At 65.6% G+C, this 23,360-nt stretch carries 21 protein-coding genes; 8 read left to right on the forward strand and 13 right to left on the reverse strand.

What is annotated here, in order from left to right:
* Positions 1 to 66: 66 nt before the first annotated feature.
* The 4 genes from fae to AWB66_RS00255 all read left to right on the forward strand — a co-directional run bounded on the left by fae (position 67) and on the right by AWB66_RS00255 (position 4,598).
* Complete coding sequence (gene fae, locus AWB66_RS00240) at positions 67 to 594, forward strand: formaldehyde-activating enzyme (RefSeq protein ID WP_087628258.1); 528 nt, start codon at positions 67 to 69, stop codon at positions 592 to 594.
* 50 nt (positions 595 to 644) lie between these two features.
* Positions 645 to 1,682 (forward strand): aldo/keto reductase, encoded by a 1,038-nt coding sequence (locus AWB66_RS00245; RefSeq protein WP_087628259.1) that lies wholly within the window; start codon positions 645 to 647, stop codon positions 1,680 to 1,682.
* Positions 1,679 to 3,115, forward strand: a complete 1,437-nt coding sequence (locus tag AWB66_RS00250) for an NAD-dependent succinate-semialdehyde dehydrogenase (protein WP_087628260.1) — start codon at positions 1,679 to 1,681, stop codon at positions 3,113 to 3,115. Before AWB66_RS00245 ends, AWB66_RS00250 begins: the two co-directional genes overlap by 4 nt.
* Positions 3,116 to 3,185: 70 nt before the next feature.
* Positions 3,186 to 4,598, forward strand: coding sequence for an MFS transporter (locus AWB66_RS00255; protein ID WP_087628261.1), 1,413 nt, complete (start codon positions 3,186 to 3,188; stop codon positions 4,596 to 4,598).
* Between the two features lie 55 nt (positions 4,599 to 4,653).
* Here AWB66_RS00255 and AWB66_RS00260 read toward each other — a convergent pair whose 3' ends face one another.
* The 8 genes from AWB66_RS00260 to AWB66_RS00295 form a co-directional block, all read right to left on the reverse strand.
* Complete coding sequence (locus tag AWB66_RS00260) at positions 4,654 to 5,520, reverse strand: LysR family transcriptional regulator (protein WP_087628262.1); 867 nt, start codon at positions 5,518 to 5,520, stop codon at positions 4,654 to 4,656.
* A 225-nt stretch (positions 5,521 to 5,745) separates the two neighbouring features.
* The gene (locus AWB66_RS00265; protein ID WP_087628752.1) at positions 5,746 to 6,402 is read right to left on the reverse strand and encodes a phosphorylase; all 657 of its coding nucleotides are present in this window, start codon (positions 6,400 to 6,402) and stop codon (positions 5,746 to 5,748) included.
* 71 nt (positions 6,403 to 6,473) lie between these two features.
* Positions 6,474 to 8,459: a squalene--hopene cyclase gene (gene shc / locus AWB66_RS00270; protein WP_087628753.1), complete on the reverse strand. Its 1,986-nt coding sequence runs from the start codon at positions 8,457 to 8,459 to the stop codon at positions 6,474 to 6,476.
* Complete coding sequence (hpnE, locus tag AWB66_RS00275) at positions 8,459 to 9,730, reverse strand: hydroxysqualene dehydroxylase HpnE (protein ID WP_087628263.1); 1,272 nt, start codon at positions 9,728 to 9,730, stop codon at positions 8,459 to 8,461. Before hpnE ends, shc begins: the two co-directional genes overlap by 1 nt.
* Complete coding sequence (gene hpnD / locus AWB66_RS00280) at positions 9,730 to 10,578, reverse strand: presqualene diphosphate synthase HpnD (protein WP_087628264.1); 849 nt, start codon at positions 10,576 to 10,578, stop codon at positions 9,730 to 9,732. The genes hpnE and hpnD overlap by 1 nt, the downstream gene beginning before the upstream one ends.
* A 204-nt stretch (positions 10,579 to 10,782) precedes the next feature.
* Positions 10,783 to 11,724 (reverse strand): sensor domain-containing diguanylate cyclase, encoded by a 942-nt coding sequence (locus AWB66_RS00285; protein WP_087628265.1) that lies wholly within the window; start codon positions 11,722 to 11,724, stop codon positions 10,783 to 10,785.
* Complete coding sequence (locus AWB66_RS00290; RefSeq protein WP_087628266.1) at positions 11,721 to 12,344, reverse strand: chemotaxis protein CheC; 624 nt, start codon at positions 12,342 to 12,344, stop codon at positions 11,721 to 11,723. Before AWB66_RS00290 ends, AWB66_RS00285 begins: the two co-directional genes overlap by 4 nt.
* Positions 12,337 to 12,705, reverse strand: a complete 369-nt coding sequence (locus tag AWB66_RS00295; protein WP_087628267.1) for a response regulator — start codon at positions 12,703 to 12,705, stop codon at positions 12,337 to 12,339. Before AWB66_RS00295 ends, AWB66_RS00290 begins: the two co-directional genes overlap by 8 nt.
* Before the next feature lie 901 nt (positions 12,706 to 13,606).
* Between AWB66_RS00295 and AWB66_RS00305 the strand changes: the two genes are divergently transcribed.
* Both AWB66_RS00305 and AWB66_RS00310 read left to right on the forward strand, forming a co-directional pair.
* Positions 13,607 to 15,895, forward strand: coding sequence for a hybrid sensor histidine kinase/response regulator (locus AWB66_RS00305; protein ID WP_087628269.1), 2,289 nt, complete (start codon positions 13,607 to 13,609; stop codon positions 15,893 to 15,895).
* Positions 15,896 to 16,090: 195 nt separating this feature from the next.
* A complete protein-coding gene (locus tag AWB66_RS00310) occupies positions 16,091 to 17,680 on the forward strand; it encodes a hypothetical protein (RefSeq protein ID WP_087628270.1) in 1,590 nt (529 codons plus the stop codon).
* A 75-nt stretch (positions 17,681 to 17,755) separates the two neighbouring features.
* Here AWB66_RS00310 and AWB66_RS00315 read toward each other — a convergent pair whose 3' ends face one another.
* On the reverse strand, positions 17,756 to 18,310 hold the full coding sequence (locus AWB66_RS00315; protein WP_087628271.1) for an NADPH-dependent FMN reductase: 555 nt from the start codon (positions 18,308 to 18,310) through the stop codon (positions 17,756 to 17,758).
* Between the two features lie 456 nt (positions 18,311 to 18,766).
* On the opposite strand from AWB66_RS00315, the gene AWB66_RS34175 reads away from it, so the two are divergent.
* Positions 18,767 to 19,195 (forward strand): DUF4148 domain-containing protein, encoded by a 429-nt coding sequence (locus tag AWB66_RS34175; protein WP_235020933.1) that lies wholly within the window; start codon positions 18,767 to 18,769, stop codon positions 19,193 to 19,195.
* Positions 19,196 to 19,286: 91 nt separating this feature from the next.
* Here AWB66_RS34175 and AWB66_RS00330 read toward each other — a convergent pair whose 3' ends face one another.
* Positions 19,287 to 20,240 carry an AEC family transporter gene (locus tag AWB66_RS00330; protein WP_087628274.1) on the reverse strand — a complete coding sequence of 318 codons (954 nt, stop codon included), beginning with the start codon at positions 20,238 to 20,240 and terminating at the stop codon, positions 19,287 to 19,289.
* A 589-nt stretch (positions 20,241 to 20,829) separates the two neighbouring features.
* Here AWB66_RS00330 and AWB66_RS00335 point away from each other — a divergent pair.
* Positions 20,830 to 21,399 (forward strand): lipocalin family protein, encoded by a 570-nt coding sequence (locus AWB66_RS00335; RefSeq protein WP_087628275.1) that lies wholly within the window; start codon positions 20,830 to 20,832, stop codon positions 21,397 to 21,399.
* Between the two features lie 25 nt (positions 21,400 to 21,424).
* On the opposite strand, the gene AWB66_RS00340 is transcribed toward AWB66_RS00335, so the two are convergent.
* The 3 genes from AWB66_RS00340 to AWB66_RS00350 all read right to left on the reverse strand — a co-directional run bounded on the left by AWB66_RS00340 (position 21,425) and on the right by AWB66_RS00350 (position 23,315).
* Entirely contained in the window at positions 21,425 to 21,724 is a 300-nt protein-coding gene (locus AWB66_RS00340) for an H-NS histone family protein (protein WP_087628276.1), read from the reverse strand.
* An 81-nt stretch (positions 21,725 to 21,805) separates the two neighbouring features.
* A complete protein-coding gene (locus AWB66_RS00345) occupies positions 21,806 to 23,029 on the reverse strand; it encodes a serine hydrolase domain-containing protein (RefSeq protein ID WP_087628277.1) in 1,224 nt (407 codons plus the stop codon).
* A 28-nt stretch (positions 23,030 to 23,057) separates the two neighbouring features.
* A complete protein-coding gene (locus AWB66_RS00350; protein ID WP_235020934.1) occupies positions 23,058 to 23,315 on the reverse strand; it encodes a hypothetical protein in 258 nt (85 codons plus the stop codon).
* Positions 23,316 to 23,360: the final 45 nt, after the last annotated feature.

Consider the following 23,360-nt stretch of genomic DNA (forward strand, 5'->3'; position numbering starts at 1 on the left):
CAGCCTTCGTCGCCTCTTCTCGCACAATCGGTTCACCTCTTTTTTGAACCGAAACGGAACCGCGCGATGTCAGGAAACGACCAGTCAGCAAAGCTTTTTATCGGCGAGGGCTTCGAAGGCCCCGGCGTCAATCTCGCGCACATCAACGTGCTCGTCGGGCCGCGCAGCGGGCCGGCTGGACAGGCGTTCGCCACGGCGCTCGCCACGCCTTCCGCCGGCCACGCGCCGTTCGTCGTGATTGCGCGCCCCGGCGTGCCGGCCAAGCCGCTCACGCTGTACGTCAACAAAGCGCAGATCGATGGCGAATTTCACGGCAACGCGACCTGGGGCGCATCGCAGGCGGGCATCGCGAAGGCGGTCGTCGAATCGCTGGAAGACGGCACGTTGCCGCCCGAAGCGGAGAACGAATGGGTGGTGGTGTCGGCCAACTGGGTCAACCCGAAAACCGACGATCTCGACGCCGTCTATCGCAACAACTATCTCGCCGCGAAAACCGCCATCAAGGCGGCGATGTTCGGCCTGCCGAAGAAGCACGACGTCTTCGCGGCGGCCCGCGACGTATCGAATCCTTTCTACACGCCCAACGCGCGCTGAAGCGCAACCGGACAACTGGCCGGACCGCGTTCCGGCCTCGGAGACAGCAAATGGAATTTGTTCGCCTGGGCCATTCGGGCCTGAAGGTGTCGCGCTTGTGCCTCGGCACGATGAACATGGGCACGCCGCAGTGGAAGCCCTGGATATTCGACGAACGGCAAAGCGAACCGATCGTGCGTCACGCGCTGGAAGCGGGCGTCAACTTCATCGACCTCGCCGATTTCTACTCCACGGGCGTGGGCGAGGAAGTCGTCGGGCGGATTCTCGGGCGGCTCGCGCGGCGCGAGGAAATCGTCGTGACGACGAAGGTCGGCTATGACATGGGCGCGTATCAGAACGCGGGCGGGCACTCGCGCAAGCACATCATGGACGGCATCGACGGGTCGCTCAAACGCCTCGGCATGGACTACGTCGATATCTACATGCTGCATTACTTCGACGTGAACACGCCGGTCGAGGAAACGATGGCCGCGCTCGACGACATCGTGCGTGCGGGCAAGGCTCGATACATCGGCGTGTCGACGATGTCCACGTGGCAACTGGCGAAGATCATGCAGGTGTGCGAGCGCAACGGCTGGCACAAACCGATCAACATGCAATTGCAACTGAACCTCGCCTACCGCGAGGAAGAGCGCGAAATGATGCCGTATTGCGCGGACCAGGGGCTGGGCGTTTCGGTATTCAGTCCGCTCGCGCGCGGCCTGCTCACGTGCGAAGCCTCGTCCACGCGCAATCAAACCGACTTCTTCACCGCGCAGATGTATGGCGACGCCGCTTCACGGGCGATCGCGGCGTCGGTGGCCCGCGTCGCAGCGCGGCGCGGCGTGAGCCCGGCGCAGATCGCACAGGCTTGGGTGCTGCGCAAGGCAGGCGTGGCGAGCGTGCTGGTCGGCGCGGATTCGCCGGCGCAGTTCGACAGCGCGCTCGCAGCGCTCGGCACCGAACTCGACGCCGACGAAATCTTTGAACTGGAGCGCAATTACACGCCATGCGACCTGATCAACGACTACACGGCGGGACGCCGCATCGCGCGTGATTCGCGCCCGGCACAGGGCATGTTCGCTCACGCACTGGAGCAGGCGGCATGACGCTGGTTCGCAAGGGTCATTACATCGACGGCGCCTGGATCGAAAGCAAGGAAACGTATCCGGTGCGCAATCCGGCGACGGGCGAAATCATCGCGGACGTCGCGAAGGCAGGCGCACAAGAGACGCGGCAAGCCATCGACGCGGCGCAGAAAGCCTTTCCCGCATGGCGCGCGTTGACGGCGAAAGAGCGTGGCGCGCGCGTGAAGCGCTGGGGCGAGTTGATGCTCGCTCGCCGCGATGCGCTCGCCGAACTGCTGACGCGCGAGCAGGGCAAGCCACTTGCCGAAGCCAGGGGCGAAGTGGCCTACGCGGCCAGTTTCTTCGAATGGTTCGCGGAAGAGGCCAAACGCAGCTACGGCGACGTCATTCCCAGCCCGAAGCCTGATTCGAAGATCATCGTCACGCGGGAGCCCGTGGGCGTCGTCGCGGCAATCACGCCGTGGAATTTCCCGCTGGCGATGATTACGCGCAAGGCGGGTCCGGCGCTCGCCGCGGGCTGCACGATGGTGCTGAAGCCATCGGAGGAAACGCCGCTCTCAGCGCTCGCGCTCGCCGTGCTCGCTGAGGAGGCGGGCATTCCGCCGGGCGTTTTCAACGTCGTCTCCGGCGATCCCATCGCGATCGGTGCCACGCTCACGGCTTCGCCGGTGGTCCGCAAGCTCTCGTTCACCGGCTCCACGCGAGTCGGCAAGCTGCTCGCCGCGCAGTCGGCCGAGACGCTCAAAAAGCTTTCGCTCGAACTGGGCGGTAACGCACCGTTCATCGTTTTCGATGATGCCGACCTCGACGCTGCCGTGCAGGGCGCCATGGCATCGAAGTTCCGCAATACGGGGCAGACGTGCGTGTGCGTGAACCGCTTCTACGTGCAGGACGGCATCTACGACGCGTTCACGCGGCGCCTCGCCGAAGCGGTCAATCAACTGCGCGTCGGTGAGGCGCTGAAGGGCGAGGTTGATCAAGGTCCGCTGATCAACAAACCGGCGCTTGCGAAAGTGCAAAAGCATGTAGACGACGCGCTCGAGCATGGCGCGACAGTTCTGACAGGCGGCCGGCCGCACTCGCTCGGCGGGACGTTCTACGAACCGACCGTCCTCACGGACGCGAACGAAGACATGCTCATCGCGCAGGAGGAAACCTTCGGTCCGGTCGCCGCGTGCTTTCGCTTCGAGACCGAAGCGGAAGTCGTCGAACGCGCCAACGACACGCCATTCGGCCTATCCGCGTATTTTTACACGCGCGATCTCGGCCGGGCGTGGCGCGTCGCGGAAGCGCTTGAAAGCGGCATGGTCGGCATCAACGAAGGAATCATTTCGACGGAGGTCGCGCCGTTCGGCGGCGTCAAACAGTCGGGCCTCGGCCGCGAAGGATCGAAGTACGGGCTCGATGAATACGTCGAACTGAAATACATGATGATCAGCGGTCTCGGCCGCTAAGTGATCCACGGCTGGCGCCGCGCAGCAATGCGCGGCGTCCGTCGCATGAACGCAATATAAGGAGACGCCGATGCGCCAACAAGACATACCAGTCGCCACGCCAGGAATGGTCGCCCAGCCGTCAATCGCCACGTTTGACCCGCAACGGTTGCCGGAGCCGCATCATCCAACCGATTCCGTCGCGCTCGACGATCTGCCGCTCAACCGTTTTCACCTCAAGATCGCGGGATTGACGTTCGGCGCGCATTTCACCGAAGGTTACGCGCTCGGTACCGTCGGCTATGCGCTGGCCTCGCTGAACCGGCAGATTCCGCTCGATTCGTTCTGGATGGGCGCGATCGGCAGTTCCGCGCTGATCGGCATCTTCCTCGGCAGCTTGCTATTCGGCTGGCTTTCCGACCGTCTGGGGCGGCAGCGCATCTTTCTGACGAGCTTCGTCATCATCACGCTGGCAGCGTTTTTGCAGTTCTTCGCCACCTCGCCAGTCGAACTGTTTTTGCTGCGCGTCCTGATCGGTATTGGCATGGGCGGCGATTTCACGGTCGGTCACGCGATCCTCGCGGAATTCTCGCCGCGCAAGCATCGTGGCGCGCTACTGGGTTCGTTCAGCGTCGTGTGGACGATCGGCTACGTGGCCGCGAACGTGCTCGGCCTGCACTACAGCGACGCCGTTCCGGACGCGTGGCGCTGGCTGCTGGCATCGGCGGCGGCGCCCGCGCTGATCGTGCTTCTGTTGCGCTTCGGCACGCCGGAGTCACCGCGCTGGCTGCTCGGCAAGGGACGCGCCGCCGAAGCGAACGACATCGTTCGCAAGCACTTCGGCCCCCACGTCACGCTCGACGCAGACAGCCCGCACCCCGAGCACAGCAGCAAACGCGGTTATGCGCGCCTGTTCGGCCGCGATCTGATCCGCCGTACCGTGTTCAACTGCGCGTTTTTCGTGTGTCTCGTGATTCCCTATTTTGCGATCTATACCTTCCTGCCGGCCATTCTCAAGGTCGTCGGACTGAGCGAAGGCTTCGGCGCCGACCTGCTGCTCAACGCGATCCTCGTCATTGGCGCGGTGCTCGGCATCTGGCTCACGATCAAGCTGCCGCGCAGGCACTTTCTGATCGGCTCTTTCGCCGTGACGTGCGCGATGCTCGTCGCGCTGAGCGTGTTGCCGTCGACAGCCGCGCTGGCGATGATTCTTGCGTTCGCTGTCTTCACGCTTACGATGTCGGCGTTCAGCAATCTCGTCGGCGTGTTTCCGCCCGAATGCTTCCCAACGGAAGTGCGTGCATGCGGCGTCGGACTGGCTATCGCATGCAGCAGGCTCGGCTCCGCGATCGGCACGTTCCTGCTGCCGGTCGGCATCGCACGATTCGGCTTTCACGCGACGATGATGGCGCTGGCCGGAGTCCTGTTGATCGGGATGATCGTGTCGATTGCGTGGGCGCCGGAGACGAAGAACCTGACGCTGCGGGATGCGAGCCACGGCTGAGCCGGTGAAATGGCGGGCGCCAACAGCGCCGCCATTCAATCCACCTCAGTTCATTTCATTCTTTAGGGATTTGGGAAAGCAGCCACGCGGCCACGGCGTTCACATGCGGCGAATCCATGTTCCGCGCCGGCACGTCAAGCCAGTAACCGAACGGTCCGCTCACCTCGACATCCGACATTTTCACGAGAACGCCTTCAGCGAGTTCATCGACGATCATGTTCAAATCGACGACAGCGAGCCCGACGCCTCGTTTCGCCGCCTGGATCGCCTGTTCGAGGTTGGAGAATTCGATGCCGTTCTCCGCGAGTCGCTGTGGGGAATGCGCCGCAGCGAGCCAATTGGGCCAGAGTTCGAGGCGGATATCGTCGTGAAGAACATGCAGCGCGGGCAGACGTTCGAGCAGCATGTCGACGTGCTCTCCCGCGAGCGACGCGGAACCCACGAGCGCGTGGCGCTCTGTCATCAGCAGTTCGGAATGCCCTTCCGTGAGCGGGTTGCGCCCGAACCGGATCGCGCAATGACACGCATCGCTCGGCTGCGTTCGCAGCGATAGCTCGACGCCCGGCAATTGCACGGCCAACAAGTTGAGGCGTGGCGAAAGCCACTGCGTCGCGAAAGTGGGCGGCAGGCACATGATGAGGCGCTTCCGGCCCGACGTACCGGCAAGCGCGCGCGTGCCGCGCTCGATGGCATCGAATGCTTCCGCGACGGATGCGTTCAGCACTACCCCGGCGGGCGTCAACCGAACGCCTCGTTGATTGCGTTCGAACAACTTCACGCCAAGCGATTGCTCCAGTTGCCGAATCTGCCGGCTGACCGCGCCCTGCGTGACGTAGAGCGCGCGCGCCGCGCGATTGAAGCTCAACTGGCGTGCCGATTCCTCGAAAAAACGCAACCCGACCAATGATGGCAATTGCCGCATGTTTCTCCCACCCTCCGCCGGTCTGACCTTGTTTCGTGAACTGCAGCTTCGCACGGCCGAGCGCAGGTGTCGCCTCGTCCGAACGGCCAGCGCACCGTCTCGCGACGTGCAGCGCCGAGCCGAAACGATACCGGCTTAATCAACCATTCAGGTAAATTTTATTCCAAACAGGATAAATTCGGGCGAGCGGCTACATAACTTCCCGGCCAGGCGATGCGAGAAACGTCAGTCGAACGCGAGCGCCCGCGCGGCGTCGAGCGCATGCCGCGCCTGCACGAGCGACGTGCGCGCGGCGCGCGCATCGGAGGCGAGCCGCAGCAGCGCGCCGAGTTGAGACGGCTGGCGCAGCAATTCCCGCAGAATCGGCGCGATGGCCGTGTGGCCGTCGTCGCGCAAGCCCACCGTCGCCGCGCTCGGCAAGGTGCGCCACGCCGGATCGACGATCGAGCGGCACACGGCGAAGGGCAGTCCGCGCGCCGTCGCGATCGCGCCCGCGATGTGCGATTCCATGTCGACGGCGAGCGCGCCCGTCGACTGGTACAGCGAGCGCTTCGCCTGCTCGCTCGTGACCGGCGCGGTGACGGCGGCGATCGTGCCGCGACGCGTCAGGGCCGCGAGCGGCGTGCCGGCGAAAGATTCGACGATGCGCTCGGACCAGTCGATGTCGGTGACGAGCCGGCCGAACGGACCCGAAACCGCATCCGCGACGACGAGCGTGCCCGGCTGCAGGTCCGGCGCGAGGCCGCCCGCCGTGCCGAAGCTCACGATGCCCGAGCAGCCGCGCGCCACCGCTTCGGAAAGCGCGCGTTCGAGCCAGTCGGCGCGCGCCGCGAACACGACATCGACGCCGCGTCCGCGCACGATCTTCGCCTCGAACGCCATGCCAGTGACCGCGACGACGGGCACGCCGCCCGGGCCGCGCGCATCGCGAAAGCGGCGCACGTCGCGCGCGCTCACATCGCCGCCGTCACGCGCGAGAGGCCTTCGCGCGTCAGGTTGCGATAGCGCGCGAGCGCCCACAGCGGGAAGAACTTGCGATAACCGTGGTAGCGCAGATAGAACACGCGCGGAAAACCGGTCGCGGTGAAGCGCGTTTCGTCCCAGAGGCCGTGTTCGCGCTGGGTCGCCTGCAGATACGCGACGCCGCGCGCGACCGCCGGATGATCGACGACGCCCGCCGCCATCAGTCCGAGCAGCGCCCACGCGGTCTGCGACGCCGTGCTCGGCGCCTGCTCGTAGCCGCAATAGTCGAGCTTATAGCTTTCGCCGTCCTCGCCCCAGCCGCCGTCCGCGTTCTGAATGCCGATCAGCCATTCCGCCGCGCGCCGCACGCGTGAATCGGTCGGCGGCAGGCCGGCCGCGTTGAGCGCGCAGAGCGCCGACCACGTCCCGTAGACGTAATTCAGGCCCCATCGGCCGTACCAGCTTCCGTCGCGCTCCTGCCCGCGCAGGATGTAGTCGAGCGCGCGCCTTGCCGGCTCGCTGTTCGATGGCGTCTCGCCGAGTTCGGCCAGCATCGACAGACACCGCGCCGACACGTCGACCGTCGGCGGATCGAGCAGCGCACCGTGGTCCGAAAACGGGATGTTGTTCAGGTAATACTGCGTGTTTTCCGGCTCGAAAGCGCCCCAGCCGCCGTCGCTGCTCTGCATGCCGACGACCCACTCGCGACCGCGCGCGATTGCTTCGTCGTACAGGGCGGTGCCGTTCTCGCGGTCGGCCCGCTGCATCGCCATCGCGACGACCGCCGTATCGTCGACGTCCGGGTAGTGCGGATTCGCAAACTGGAATGCCCAGCCGCCAGGACGCACGTTCGGACGACGCGAGATCCAGTCGCCGCGCACGTCGAGAATCTGCAGCGGGCGCAGCCATTCCAGCCCGCGCGACACCGCCGCGCGCGCCTTCGGCATGCCGGTTTCGAGCAGCGCGTGCGCCGCGAGCGACGTGTCCCACACTGGCGAAAGGCACGGCTGGCAATACGCTTCGCCGTCGGGCGATGCGTCGACGACCAGCAGCTTCTCCAGCGAACGGCGCGCAATTGCGCGATTCGGGTGGTCTGCCGGATAGCCGAGCGCGTCGTACATCATCACGGAATTCGCCATCGCCGGGAAAATCGCGCCGAGGCCGTCCTCGCCGTTCAGCCGCTCGTCGACGAAAGTTACCGCCGCCTGGATCGCGCGTTCGCGACTGTCGTGCGGAAGCAGGCCGTCGACGGCGCGCAGCAACGTATCGACACAGCGAAAGAACGCGAACCAGCCCTTCTTCTGATGCGGCGCGCGGGCGAGCAGGCCGACGTTGACGGGCGCGTCGTCGAAAAGCTCGTCGATGCGCACGCCGCGCGGATTGCGCGCCGCCGGCCGCCGCGCGTTCAGCACGAGCAGCGGCACGATCACCGTGCGCGCCCAGTACGACACCTTCGACAGGTGGAACGGGAACCACATCGGCAGCAGCATGATTTCGACGGGCATCATCGGCACCGCGCGCCACGGCACCACGCCGAACAGCGCCAGCAAAATGCGCGTGAACACGTTCGACTGCTCGGCGCCGCCCGCAGCCAGAATCGCGCGGCGGGCGCGCTGCATGTGCGGCGCCTCGGGCGAATCGCCGATCATCTTCAGCGCGAAATACGCCTTGACGCTCGCGCTGACGTCCATCGCGCCGTCGGCGAACAGCGGCCAGCCGCCGTCTTCGCGCTGGATACGTCGGAGATAGCGCGCGATCTTCGCCTCGAGTTCGACGTTGGCCGTCTCGCCGAGGTAATGCACGAGCAGCACGTATTCGGCGGGAATCGTGGCGTCGGCTTCGAGTTCGTACAGCCAGTAGCCGTCGGCGTGTTGCGCGGCGAGCAGCGCGTCGGTGGCTTTCGCGACCGCCGCTTCGAGCGCGGCGGGGGAAACCGGCCGGGGCCGGTCAGGGCCCGGCAGGGAAGTATCGTTCATCATCTATCCATCGATGGGTTCATCAGCGCGTCCGCGGCCTTCTGGCCGGAGCGGATCGCGCCTTCGATCGTCGCGGGGAGGCCCGTGGCCGTCCAGTCGCCCGCGAGCATCAGATTCGGCCAGCGCGTGCGCGTAGCCGGGCGCAGCCCCTCTTGCGCGGGAAGCGCGGCCAGCGTCGCGCGCGGCTCGGCGGCGATCTGCCAGGGCGGCATCGGCGCGGCGGCCATGCCGGCGGCTTTCGCCGTCTCGGCCCACAGCGTGCGCGCCAGTTCGTCGTGCGGCGTGTCGAGGAAGCGGCCCGCGTCGCAGACCGTCACCGAAAGACGACCGTCGAATGCGAAAAGCCAGTTGGCCGTGCCGTTCAGCAGGCAGGTCGCGGGCGCGAAACCGAACGGCGGATCGACGGCGAAGTGCGCCGTGACGATCGCCCGGTATTCGGTCGGCGCGGTGAGCCCCGGCACCAGCATTCGCGCGACGTCGGGCGGCACCGCGAGCACGACGCCGTCGCTCGGCGCCACCGCGATCGGGCCGTCGGCGAAATCGAGCGCACTCACGCGCTGTTTCGAATCCGCGCCGTTAAAGCCGATGCCGGACAGGCGCGCGCCGAGCCGGATGTCGGCGCCGCCGTATTGCAGATGGCGCAGCGCCGGATCGACGAACGCATGGCCGAGGCCGCTGCCCGCCACGAGCGGGCGGCACGCCTGCCCGCCCGCGACCAGCGTCTCGCGCAGCAGGTTGCCCGCGACGAGCGCGCTGGCTTCGGCCGGATCGGTGTTGAGCGCGGAGAGCAGCAGCGGCCGCAGCAGCGCGTCCCAGACGCGGCCGTGCGCGCGCAGCGACTGCGCGATCGTGCGGCCGGGCTTCGCCCAGAGCAGCGACGCGAGCGACAGATAATCGGCGGGTTGGGTGCCGGGCACGCGCGACGCGGGATCGAACACCCACTTCGGCAGCCGGCCCGACGACAGCCGCACGGTCCAGCGCGCGTCGTTTTTCAAGTCGACGAACGGGTAGTCGGGGCGCGTCGGGCCGAGGAGATCGTCGGCGGCGCCGATCGCGCGCGCAAAACCGAGCATCGCATGATTGCCCGACAACACGAGATGGTTGCCGATGTCGACGGTCGCGTTGAGCTTCCCGTCGAAATACGAGCGGCAGCGCCCGCCCGCGTGCGGCGCCGCTTCATGCAGCACGACCCGCGCGCCGCGACGCTGCAATTGGACCGCCGCGGCGAGGCCGGAAAGGCCCGCGCCGATCACATGAACGAGCCGGGACATCAGAACACGTTGCGCGCGACAATCCACAGCAGGCGCGAACGCGGCGTACGGACTTTCGTGCGAGGCTGGTCGAAGCCGCGTCTGAGATTGGCGTCGAGCACGCACCGGTACGCGCCCGCCATGATGCGCGGCGCGCGAACCTGCGCGCGCGGCGAGGCCGCCATGATCGCGTCCGACTGCGCGAAGTGGCCCTTCGCGCGTTCGGCGAGGACGGCGCACACGCGCGGCAAACGCGCGTCGGCGACGATCGAGGCGGGATCGGTCGTGGAAATGCCTTCGCGCGACAGCAGTTCGCGCGGCAGGTACACGCGGCCGATGGCGGCGTCTTCGTCGATGTCGCGCAGGATGTTGGTCAGTTGCAGCGCGCGGCCGAGATGGTGCGCGAGACGGCGGCCGGCGTCCTCGTGCATCCCGAATATCCTCACCGATAGCCGTCCGACCGCGCTCGCGACGCGATCGCAGTAGGTGTCGAGCGTGGCTTCGTCGGGCGCGACGATATCGCCGGCGGCGTCCATCGCCATGCCGTCGATCACGGCGTGAAAGTCGTCGCGCGAAAGGTGGAACGCGTGGATATGGCGCGTGAGCGCTTCGAGCGATTTTTTCGGCGTGCCGGCGTAGCAGGCGTCGATGTCGGCGCGCCAGCGGTCGAGCGCCACCGCGCGCTCGCGGCGCGGCAAGGTGCCTTCGTCGGCGATATCGTCGACCGCGCGGCAGAACGCGTAGATCTGGTACATCGCGTCCCGCTGCGCGGCCGGCAGGATGCGCATCGCGAGGTAAAACGAGCTGCCCGACGTCACCTTCGCGGCATCGGGTTCGGCATCGTCGACGATCAGGTTGGAAACGGCCAAGACGGACTCCGCTGTGGCGCCCCCAAGGGCAATGTTAGGGATTGGCGCCGGCTGTCGGGCGGGCCGCAAGCGGCGCGCGTGGGTGGCGCACCGCACGGTCAAACCGGCGCTCGCCGGCTCTGTACGGCCGGAAGCGGCAAAAAGTATAGCAATCTTTGGCATCCGCCGCGCTGACGGCCGCGGGGCAAGGCGGACCGGGCGGCGTCAGTTGAAGCCGATCGAGCGGTTGCGCCCCTGGCGTTTCGCGCTGTAGAGCGCGGCGTCGGCTTCGTTGATGAGCGCCTCGTAGGACGACGTGACGTCTTTCTTCGCCTGCGCGCCGCCGAAGCTCGCCGTGACCGGCACGCGGGCGCCCTGCACGTCGATCGGCGTCTCGCAGATCGCCCGCCGCACCTTCTCGGCGACGGCCATCGCGTCCGGAAAGCCGGTGCATGGCAACAGAAGCGCGAATTCCTCGCCGCCGAAGCGGCCGAACAGGTCCTGCACGCGGGTGGTCTCCGCGACGCGCCCGGCCGTCACGCGCAACACCGTGTCGCCGACCAGGTGGCCGAATTCGTCGTTGATGCGCTTGAAGTGGTCCAGATCGAAGAGCACCAGCGAAAGCGCGCCGCCGTAGCGCTGCCAGCGCGCGAATTCGTCGGCGAGGCGCAGTTCGAAATAGCGGCGGTTGGCGATGCCCGTCAGGCCGTCGCGGTCCGCGTATTCCTGCAGTTTCGCGACGGCTTCGTCGCGGGCGCGCTGCATCATGCTCGCGTGCGTGACGTCCGAAATCGTGACGCACACGGCGACCACTTCGCGCTCACGCACGAGCGGCATGAACGTGCAGTCCTGCTGCATGTAATCGACGCCGCCCGTGATCGGCCGGTCGTGATCGAATTTGAAGAGATACGGGCGCTGCTCCCACGAACTGAACGCGAAGCTGCCGAGCTGGAACACGCTTTCGACCTTGCGCGTGAGCCACACGCGCGGCAGTTCGGGAAAGCTCATGAAGATCGAGCGGCCGATCACCTGCTCTGCCGTCTTGCCGCTGTGGTCCTGCATGAAACGGTTCCACATCACGACGTTCAGGTCGCGGTCGAGCACGAAAATCCCGAACCCGACGCGTTCGACGACCAGTTCGGAGAGCACGTGCCGCAAGTCGTTCATAAGCTGGAGAGGAGCGCGTCGAGCGCCTCGTTCATGCGCAGGATCGAATCTTCCGCCATCAGCATCACGAGATGCGCGCGGAAACTGTGGTCTTCGAGCGCGAAGTTCACTTCCAGCAGAAGCGCCGTCTTCCACGCGAGCGAGGCGGGATGGAACACGTCGTCGAGCGCGAGCGCCGTGCCGAGCATGCCCGGCGGCGAGAAGATCGGCGTGCGCCCGAGCCGGTCGAAGATGCATCCGACGCACGCGCCCATCAGCACGTTCGCGACGTCGAAAATCAGCTCGGCCTGCGACGTCGCTTCGTAGGTCGATTTGGTGTACGGGTCGTCGACGAGCGCGCAAAGTTGCTCGACGCTGCCGCTGCGGCACAGCACGATCGCCTCGCCCTTGATGTCGGAGCGAAAGCCCTGACGCACGGCGGTCACGGTATCGGTGATGCCGGTCATCGCGGCGAGCGCACTGGACGCCTCCGCGACGCTGACCACCCGCACGCGCGGCACCGACAATTCGATGAACGTGCCGAGCAGCTTCGACAGGCGCGTCGCGGCCTGCCCCATCGCCATGTTGGCGACTTCCTGCAGCGCGTCGCGCTGATCTTCGTTCATGGCTGGTTCAGACATAAAGACCGAACTCCTTCAGGACGGGGCGCAAGGCCTCGGGCGACACGGGCTTCGGCAGGAAGGCGATTGCGCCGAGCGCGCGCACGCGCTCCTGCGCCATCGGCTGCACGTCGGCCGAAACGACGATCACGAACGTGTTCAGGTCCTCGTGCTGGAGGGCGTCGAGCACCTGATAGCCCGTCATGTCGGGCATCGTGAGATCGAGGAACATGACCGCCGCGCGGCCTGCGCGATAAAGCTCGAGCGCTTCCCGGCCGTTGGTCGCGTAGGAAATCTCGACGTCCCAGTCCTCGGGCAGCGCGCGCGTCAATACCTTGCGTGCAAGCAAGGAATCGTCGGCAATAACAATCGGCAAGGGCATGGTCGGCGGGATCGAATAACGGTTTATCGGGCTGTGCGCACCCGAACGACGCGTTTTACGCATTCGTTTACGGCGCAATGGCGATGTTCTTTACAGGAATCGAATGAAAAAACGCGAATCGAAACGCCTAAAAATGCGCCGGAAACGCCGACAACGGCCGCTCGTGGGAATTGCGCAGATTCAGCGGGACGCCTGAATAAACTCGTCGCTGTCGTGCGCAGGTGGTCGCGCGCGCATCGGTGAAAGCGCGCTGCGTGCGGCGCAAATGCGCATATGCGCGCCATGCGGCAGGCGTGCGCGGCGTGGTCGGCGCGCGCGCAGCAATGACGGTTTCGTTCGGCATCATGGAAGCCAGCCCCGTACAGGATTCGCGCCTTGCGGCCGAATCGTTTCTCGTTTTCCCTCGCGCTGGCGCGGCGCTGGCGGTTCGAACCGCTTCTAGCCGTAATTTCCTCGGAACGCCCGCGCGAAGTCCTCGCCCTGCGGTGTGCGCTCTCTCAGGCGCATGACCATCAGACGAATCAATTGTCCGGCCAAAGGGATGTCAAAGCAACTCACCAAAACCCCAAGATCATCCATTTTTCATCATCTCGGCGGGATCTTGAGTGAATTTTTTTCGTAAGATCAATTGTCGTATATTTTTCATTCTTTTGTGTACGTTTGCGCTTCCGGAAATCTCGCTGATTTCATTTTTTACAGCAGTTGGTATTTTATTTGCGCCAAATCAGAATCTCGTTTTTCGGCACGCTTTATGCGAACCAATAAAATCCCGCTCTTCCGACTGCAGTATTTTTCGCGAAAATCAGAGCCAAACGTTTGCTTCGCGTTTCTAATCGGTGCGTATCGGCTTTGCGTTTAAGATGACACGCCCGAATTTGAATAAAACCTGCACCCATTTCCAATGACGCCGCCACGTGACGAGCCTGAGGCCGGGCCTGCCGCCGAGTCCTGGGAGGACGAACCGCCGTTTCCGGTGGTGCCCGAGCGCAACTTCGCGGCCCAGCGGCTCACGCTCTATGCGCTTCTCGTCGCGGCCATCGTGCTGCCGTGCATCTATGTGGCGATGACGGCTTACAACGACTACCGCGGGCGCATCGCCGCGGCGACGGACGTCGTGTCGCGCAATGCACGCGTCGCGGAAGAGCACGCGCTCAAGGTCTTCGACATGAACGTGATGCTCAACGAGCGCGTGCTCGATCTGGTCGACGGCCTCGACGACGCCGCCATCCGCCACGACGACGTAGCAATCTACAAGCGGCTCCGGGCGATGGGCGGCACCTATCCGCAGGTCGCGGCGGTGTCGATCTTCGGCGCCGACGGCAGCCTCGTCGCGACGAGCCGCACCTATCCAACGCCGTCCGTCTCGATCGCGAATCGCGAGGATTTCGCCGGCATGCAGCGCGGCCATCCGATAGAGCAGTTTTCACGCGTGATGCAGGGCCGCGTCGCGGGCGAAAGCGTGTTCAACACCGCCGTGACGCGCCGCAAGGTCAACGGCAACTTCAACGGGATCGTGTCGATCGCGCTGCGTCCGGCGTACTTCAGCGCGTTCTATCGCGAACTGCTCGGCGACCAGCCGACCGTCACGCTCGGCCTCACGCGCGCCGACGGCGAAGTGCTCGCGTGGTATCCGCCGCGCCCGGCCGGCAGAAACTCGCTTTCGCCGACCTCACCGCTGCGCGCGGCCTACGCCCAGGGAATGCGAAACGGCATCGTCCAAATGCGCTCGGGGCTCGACAACGAGATGAAGATCGTCGCGTTCCGGCGCGTCGGCGTCTATCCGGTGTATGTGTCGAGCGGATATCCGATTTCGACGGTCTGGGCCGAGTGGTATCGCCACGTGAGCGTGCTCGCGCTTTCCGTGTTCGCGCCGTGCATCGTGCTGTGGGGCGTGATCTGGCTGTCGTTGCAGCGGCTCGCCACCGAAGAGGACGCGTGGGAGCGCTGGCAGGCGGAAGCGTCGATGCGCCGTTCGATCGAATCGGCCTATCGCCAGGCCCGCAAGATGGAAGCGCTCGGCAATCTGGTCGGCAGCGTCGCGCACGACTTCAACAACCTGCTGATGATCGTGTCGACCAACGTGCAGATTGCGCGGCGGCGCGGTGCCGCCAGCCTCGAACGCGAACTCTCCGCGATGGAACGCGCGCTCAAGAGCGGCCAGTCGCTCACGCGCCAACTGCTCGGCGTCGCGCGCAAGCAGCCGCTGCGTATCGAGAACATCGCGATCGGCAAATGGGTACCCGCCGCGCGCGAACTGCTGCGGGCGTCGCTCGGCGCGAAGGTCGCGCTCAACGTCGAAGTCGAGGCCGACATCTGGCCGATCCGCGTCGATCCCGCCGAACTCGAACTCGCGCTGATCAACATCGCCGTGAATGCGCGCGACGCGATGCCCAATGGCGGCACCTTCACCGTTCATGCCGACAACATCAGCTTCCGTCACGAAGACGGCTTTCCGATCGTCGGGGACTTCGTGCAGCTCTCGCTGGAGGACACCGGCGCCGGCATGAATTCCGACGTGCTGAACCGCGCGTTCGAACCGCTCTTCACGACCAAGCCGAAGGGACTGGGCACGGGTCTCGGGCTGCCGCAGGTCTTCGCTTTCTGCGAGCGCGCGGGCGGTCTCGCGACCATCGACAGCGCGATCGGCGCGGGCACGTCGGTGCGGCTCTATCTGCCGCGCACGGGCGCGGCGACCGCGCCCGCCGCGACGGTCAAGGAAGAGGCCGCCGTGCCCGTCGAATCGCACGCGTTGAACGTGCTCCTCGTGGAAGACAACGAGGAAGTCGCCGCCGGCACCGAGGCGCTGCTCACGATGATGGGCCATCGCGTCACCTACGTATTCAACGCCGACGCCGCGCTCGCACTGCTCGAAACCCATCGCAACGCCTTGCCGCCCGGCAGCACGCTGCCCTTCGACGTCGTGCTGTCCGACATCCACATGCCGGGCAAGCTGAACGGCATCGACCTCGCTGAAATCCTGCAGTCGTTCGAGCCGCGCGTGCCGGTGATCCTCGTCACCGGTTACGCGGAGGAACTCGACCGCGCGCGTCACGTGGATGCGCGCGTGCTCTCGAAACCCTTCGACATCGCGCTGCTCGACGCCTTGCTTCAGTCGATCAAGGAAGGCGGCACGGCGGCAAAACACGCGTCGCGTTCCGCCGACCGCGCGACGGGCAGCGCCGCGCTCTGACATCCGGCCGCGTTTCACCTTTCTACCGGTTTTGTAAAAACAGCGCATTTTGCGAAATCCCGCCCGACGCGGCGCCCGCGCACGGCCGTGCCGCGCCTGGCGTCCGGCACGCGAGTTGCGTGAGAGCATTGACATACGCCGCACCGGTTCGCGCGTGCTGCGTCCAGAGATCTCACCCATTCGAAGGAGGCAACCATGCGGCATACCGTCATCGGTGTTTTCGACACTTACGTGCAAGCCGAGCAGGCGCGCTCGGCGCTCACGGCCGCGGGCTTTTCGCACGGCGACATCGAATTGCAGGCGAACCCGAAACGCGACGACGCCGCCGAACCGTCGCTCGCGCCGGACGCCGAGACGCATGCCGAACCGGGCGTGCTCGCGAATATCGAGCGCTTTTTCTCGATGCTGTTCGGCGGCCGCGATCAGCCGCCCGAAGTCGCGCATTATTCCGAAGCGGTGCGGCGCGGTGCCGTGCTCATCGCGGTGGATACGAACACCGAAGCCGAAGTCGATATCGCGCGCACGACGCTCGCGGATCAAGGCGCGGTCGACATCGACGAACGCGCCGCGAGCTGGGGTGCGCTCGCGCACGGCGCAACGGCCACGGAGGACGACCGCGATCATTCCATTCTCGACGAACTCGGTCTCGGACGCGGCAGCGCCGTGCCGGGGCGCGATCCGCTGGATACGGAGCGGTCCGCCGCGCGCGCCGACCTGAACCGGGCGCGGGCTTATCCGCGTGCGGACGTCGGCGATCCGGCCGTCGAACCGATGCTCGATCCGCTAGGAGACCCGCTCGGCAATCCGCTGCGTCCGCAGGACCCGGCGACGCTCTCGTCGCGCGACATCTTCACCGAAACGCCTGCCGAGCCGCTCGGACCGCTCGACATGCCCGCCACCCGCGAAGACTCGCTCGCGCGCGGCACGGCCGGCCGCGATCCGCTCACGGCAGAAAATATCGGCTCCCCCGCGCAGCGCGACTCGCTGTCACCGACGTCGCTCTCCGAGCGCGATGCGCTCGTCGGCGCCGATCCGCTCGCGCCGCTCAAGCCCGCCACGCCGGCCAGCGACACCCTCGCACGCGACGCGCTCGGCGAACGCGATGCGCTGACGGGCCGCGATCCATTGTCTGCGGGCAACGTCGGTACGCCGGCGCAGCGCGATCCGATATCGCCGGCATCGGGTTCGCCCGCGACGCCCGCGAGCGACGCGCTCGGCGGCCGCGACGCGACATATCGCTACGACCCGCAAGCCCAACGCGATATGCCGGGCGCGTCCGGTCGCTCGATGGAGGGCGGTTCCGTTCCAGGCGGCCCGTTGCCGGGTACGAGCGCGGAGTCGGCGCGCGACTGGCGTCCGGTCAATTCGCTCGACGAAACCGATGCGGCCGCGAACGATGCCTTCGCGCCGCGCGTATCGGAGCCCGACGCGCCGGATGCCGCGCGCATGGGGGCGCCCTCGGCCTCGGGCCGTGCGCCCGGAGCGCTCGGTCCGCAGACCATTCCCGACGAATACATGGAGTATTCCGACGACTTCCGCAGCGATTACGACTCGAAGTATGCGACGACGGGTTCGCCCTACGAGGATTACGAAGGCGCCTATCGCTATGGCGCGAATCTCGGCAACGACGAGCGCTTTCGCAGCCGTCAGTGGGACGATCAGATGGAGTACGAGTTGCAGCGCGACTGGGAAAGCCGTCATCCGGAAGGCGGCGATACCTGGGATCGCTTCAAGGCCGCGATCCGTCATGGCTGGGATCGCGTGACCGGACATCATCACGTTTGATCCTGCTTTGCAGCTTGTGTCGTGCAACGGCCCGCTCGCGCGGGCCGTTTTTTTGGGCGCGCGCCGGACGCCGTTTCAGACGTTCGCGTGGTCCCTCACCCACGCGACGTACTTGTCCATGAAGCCTTGCAGATACTTGCGCGTGTCTTCGCTGACGATCTTCCCGCTCGCATCGATACGCTTCTCGTCGTGCTTGATGTACATCTCCGGCTGCCCGAGCAACGCGATGTCGAGGTAGGCGCACACGACGCGCAAGTGCGATTGCGCGAGCGCCGTCCCGATCGCTCCGACCGACGTGCCGATGACCGCGCCGGGTTTGCCGCCCCAGGCGCTGTGTCCCCACGGCCGCGAACCCCAGTCGAGCGCGTTTTTCAGCACGCCCGGCATCGAGCGGTTGTATTCGGGCGTGACGAAGAGCAGCGCGTGCGCTTCGGAAATCTTCTGCTTGAGCGTGCGCGCGGCTTCGGGGAAATCGGCGTCGTAGTCCTGGCTGTAGAGCGGCAGGCTGCCGATGTCGAGGAATTCGAACGAGAAATCGCCCGGCGCGAGCGAGATGAGCGCGTGCGCAAGCCGCCGGTTGAACGACTCACGACGAAGGCTTCCGACGACAACCGCAACTTTGTAGGTCATGGCGTGTTCCCCTAATTGAGTGGAGACGAGGCATCGATGGACTGCTGTCCGCCAGCGGGCGGCGCAAAAGGACGGGCCGCCGGCGCCGTCGTCATCGCGATCCGCCCATCATAGGCGCCGGATTGCGAACCTGCCACGCACAGACGCCCGCCCGATGCGCAAGCGCGGTGCAACCCGGTCGATAGCGCGAGCGCGCGCCCTTGAGCCATCGATTTCCACACAGTTATGCACAGAAAATGTGGATAACTTGGGGAGATGTCTGTGCATCGTTTAGTTCTGGATCGGTAAACGCAAGCGAGAGCGCTTGCGGCCGCTTTCGCATTTTTCCGTGGTCGAACCGGCGGATATGGCGCGTCTTACTGTCCGAAAAACACGTTGCATTGCGATGCCGGACCTTGGCAGCTCTGCCGCTGCGAATCGGCGGCTTGAGCGGTGCCTGCGGCGGCCAGCAGAGCGATGGAAGCGATATTCGCAGCAACGGGCTTAGCGTGCGCGTTCTGCGCGTTGCCGCGTGCCAGCATTTCGCGCCAGCCGCACAACAATCTGTTGGCTCAATCGCCATTAATGTTCGATAGCTTCTCTCCTACACTCCGTCCATCGATGCATTCAGGAGAGTTCGACATGAAACGCGCACTGATCAACGGATTGCTGATTTCCGCGCTCGTCGCGGCCGCTCCCGCCTTCGCCGGCGATGTCGTTCAATCGTCCGGCACGGACACTGCAAATGTCACCGGTAAAACTCGCGCAGAAGTCAAAGCCGAACTGGCGACCGCGCGTCGCAACGGTGATCTCGAAGCGGTCAACGAGCGCACCTATCCGCAATTGCTGCCGTATCAGCAGCGCCGCGCTCAACTCGTCGCGAGCCGCGTCACGAAGACACAGTAACGCGGAACGAAACCGGCCTCCTCCACCCATCGTTTCGATGGTGGGTTCGCCCGACGCATCGCGCCGGGCGTTTTTTCGCCGGACACGCGCTTCAGAGCATCGCCGCCAGACACAGCGTCACGGTGACGAGCGACACGAGCGTCGAAAACAGAATCGCGCTCGATGTCACCGCCGCCTCCCGCCGATAAAACTCGGCGAGCATGAACGGTCCGGTGCCCGTCGGCAGCGCGCTCAGGATCACCGCCGTCTTCGCCCACAACGGCGGCAGCGCGAACACGTGAAACGCGAGCCACCACGTCAGCAGCGGCTGCGCGACGAGCTTCAGCGCGACCAGCGCGCTCGCGGTCTTCGCGTGGCGCACGCCGGCCTGCTCGCCGAGAAAAAGCCCCAGCGCGACGAGCGCACCCGGGCTCGCCGCGCCGCCCAGCAACTTGAGGAACGCTTCCGCGCCGCCCGACACATGCATCCCCGCGCCGCTCCACAACGCGCCCGCGAGCGGCGCGACGAGCAGCGGATTCGTCGCAAGCGACTTCGCCACCCGGCCGAGCGTCGCACCGATATGCCGCTCGGTCTGCAAGCCGAGTTCGATCATCACGATGGCAACCGCGAACAGCACGCACACGGTCATGATGGTTGCGATGACGGCCGGCGCGAGGCTCGGCTGGCCGAACGCGAGCAGACACAGCGGCAAGCCGACGAAGCCCGTATTCGGATAGGCCGCGTTGAGTCCGTCGATGCTCGCATCGGCGAGATGGCGCGACTGCCTGAGCCGCACGAGCACGGTCGCGGCGAACACGACCCCCGAACCGATGCCGAAGACCGCGATGAACGCGGGCTGGTCGAGCATGCTCCACGGCGTTTTCGCCATGATGTCGAAGAGCAGCGCGGGCAGCGCAAGATAGACGACGAAACGGTTCAGTTCGGACGATGCGCTGGGTCCGAGCTTGCGCAATCTCGCGGCGGCGAAGCCCGCGAAGATCAGCCCGAAGATCGGCAGGATGATGGTAAGAAGCGGCGTGAACAGCGATGAAACCAATGGCGGCATGAAGGGAAACGGCCAGGCGGCGGATGGTTGGGTGAAGGCAAGGATACCGTCTGATGCAGCCGGCCGCAGGTCGAGTCGCGGCCAAAGGTGAGACGTTTCGGGAGCCGCCGCAGGGTGAGTCGCCGAGACTCACCGAAGCTCACGATTACGCGATTCACAGTATTTCTAAGCATCCGCGCGAGCCGTCGACGGTTTGTTTAGTTTTCCCTCAAGCCCTTGTTCCATAAGGCTTTGCGCGATTCGACAGAGCTCGCTCGACACGCTCACGCATGGATCGTTGCATACGCAACGGTTTCTTCGACGCCGCGCATGCGATCGCTTATGGACGCTTCAGGTGAGCTAATACGGGACCCGCGTTTGATTGCCGGACTCGCCCATCGCATGCGAGAAGAAGCGTTCCTCGCGCAGATGCGTAAATTCAATTGCATCAATGATTTGCACGATTCATTCGAAGTGCTTTACGCAGATTGAACGTGCGGTCGCGCACACACTCCGGACAGCCCGCACGCCGCAAAGGTGAGCGCTTTCGGGAGGTCGGAACGAAGCTTGCTGCACCGACATTCCCTTCGTCCATCAGCGCGGAATAACGATGACCCTGAAACGTCCCTGGCTTTATGGCGCCGCGGCAGTACTCGCGATCGGCGCCGTCGGCCTTCTTGCTGCCTGCGCCACGCAAGGCGCCAACAAGAGCGGCAACGCAAAGGTGCCGGAACCGGCGAAGCCCGTCGATCTCGATCGCTACCTCGGTCAGTGGTATGAGTTCGCGCGCTATGAGAACCGCTTCGAGCGCAACTGCGAAGCCGTCACGGCCAACTATGCAAGACGCGACGACGGCCTCGTTTCCGTCGTCAACGCATGTCGCGTGGGCGGGCTAACCGGACCGTACAAAGCATCCGAGGGACGCGCGAAGATCGTCGCGGGGTCGGAGAATGCGAAGCTGAAGGTGTCGTTCTTCGGACCGTTCTATGTCGGCGACTACTGGGTGCTGGATCACGCCGACGACTATTCGTGGTCCATCGTCGGCGAGCCGAGCGGCCGCTATCTGTGGATACTGACGCGCGAGGCGCGGCCCGCTGCCGCCGAGCGCACCGCGCTGATCGAGCGGGCACGCAAACTCGGCTACGACGTGACGATGCTGCGCGAGACGCGGCACGACTGACGGCCTTCGCGCGCTCGCACCGGCGCTATTCGATGAGGAAGCGTTCCTTGTTCTTGCCCGCGAGCCATGCGGGCGTGCGTCCGCGTCCGCTCCACGTTTCGCCGGTCTTCGGGTTGCGGTATTTCGGCGGCAGCGGCGCCTTTTTGGCAACGGCTGCGCCCCGGCCGCGCGTCGCGCGAAAGCCGAGTTCCTCGGCGGTCAGCCCGTATTCGGCGATCTTCGTTTTGATCTCTTCGATAGCGTCGGCGACTTCCTTTTCGCGCGCCGCCGCGACTTCGGCTTGCAGTTTTTCGAGTTGTGCCGTGAGTTGCCTGTAGGTCGCCATGAATCCTTGCTCCGCAGTATTCGGATGATCAGCAGACCGCAAGCGGCTCAAAAAGTGCCGGGATTCATCAGTTCTTTTGGTTTAATCGTCGATGGCGTCGTAAAGCAGATGTTCAAACTGCTGCGCCATCGGGAACGGCTCCTCGGCGCGCCGCTGGATCATGAAGATGCCGATCATGTCTTCCACCGGATCGGCGAACCAGCTCGTGCCGAGGGCGCCCGGCCAGCCGAAGGTGCCCGGCGAACGATAGCCGGCGCGCAGTTGCCGCGCGGCGTCGTCGACGATCGCGAGGCCCAGGCCGAAACCCTGGCTCGCCCAGACGGGATAGCCGAACGCCGGAATGCGGCGCTGCTCGGCGCTGAGAAAGTTCGAGCGCATCAGGTCGATCGACTTGTGCGAGAGCAGGCGCGGGCCGCGCATGCGTTCGCCGGCATCGCCTTGCAGCCGGCCGCGCCCGAGCAGCATGCGGGCGAATCGCAGATAGTCGTCGGCGGTCGAAACGAGCCCGCCGCCGCCGCTCTGGAAGCGCGCGGGGTCGATCCAGCGGCTCGTCGCGGGATGATCCTCGGGTGCCTGCCGGCGGCTCGCGGTATCGACGACGTAAGAGGTCGACAGCCGGCCGACCTTCTCCTGCGGCACGACGAAGCCGGTATCCGGCATGCCGAGCGGCTCGAAGATGCGCGTGCGGAAGAAATCGTCGAGCGACATGTCCGCGACGCGCTGGATCAGCACGCCGAGCACGTCGGTCGTGATGCCGTAATGCCAGCGCGCGCCCGGCTGATACATGAGCGGAAGCTCAACGACATGTTCCAGCCAGCGCGCCGGATCGACCATCACGTCGAAGCCGTTGAAGACTTTCTCGTAGGCGTCGGCGAGCGCGCCTTCCGCGGTGAAGTGATAGGCGAAGCCCGCGCGATGCGTGAGCAGGTCGAGCAGCGTGATCGGCGCGGCCAGCGGCTCGGTGCGGTCGAGCGGCGCGTCGGGCGTGGCGAGCACCGCGAGCTTGTTGAGTTCCGGCAGCCACTTCGACACCGCGCTGTCGAAATCGAGCCGCCCTTCTTCGATCAGCATCAGCGCGGCGACGCTCGTGACAGGCTTGGTCATCGACGCGATGCGAAAGAGCGTGTCGCGCGTCATGGGCGTTTGGGTGTCGAGATCGCGCCAGCCGAGCGTGTCGGCGTGGGCGATCTCGCCGTGCCGCCACGCGAGCGTGACGATGCCGGCGACATCGCCGGAGTCGACGAAGCGTTGCAGCGCGCCGGTGAGGCGCGCGAGGCGTTCTGGGGCAAAGCCGGCTTTCGACATCGGTTCTCCTGTCGTTTGCTATCGACCCTTACTGCGGCTTGCAGGCGATCAGCAGTCCGTTCTGGCCGTTGTCGAGCGACTGTTCCAGCACGTCGTAGTTCGCGCCCTGACAGGTGGCGCGCGCGTTTTGCGTGCACAGACTCCAGCCGCCGGCAGCCGGGCACTGGATCAGCGTAGTCGGACGGCCGTCGGCGGAAAAGAGAGGCGGTGCGCTGCTGCACGCGGCAAGCACCGATGCCATCGCCGCAAGCAAAACCGAAACGCCGAGCCGTATCCCGATCTTCATGCCAACCCCTTGTTCTCGCTGTATTTTTTGATCCCCGGAGTATGC

The organism is Caballeronia telluris, from assembly GCF_001544495.1.
Taxonomy (GTDB): Bacteria; Pseudomonadota; Gammaproteobacteria; order Burkholderiales; family Burkholderiaceae; genus Caballeronia; species Caballeronia telluris.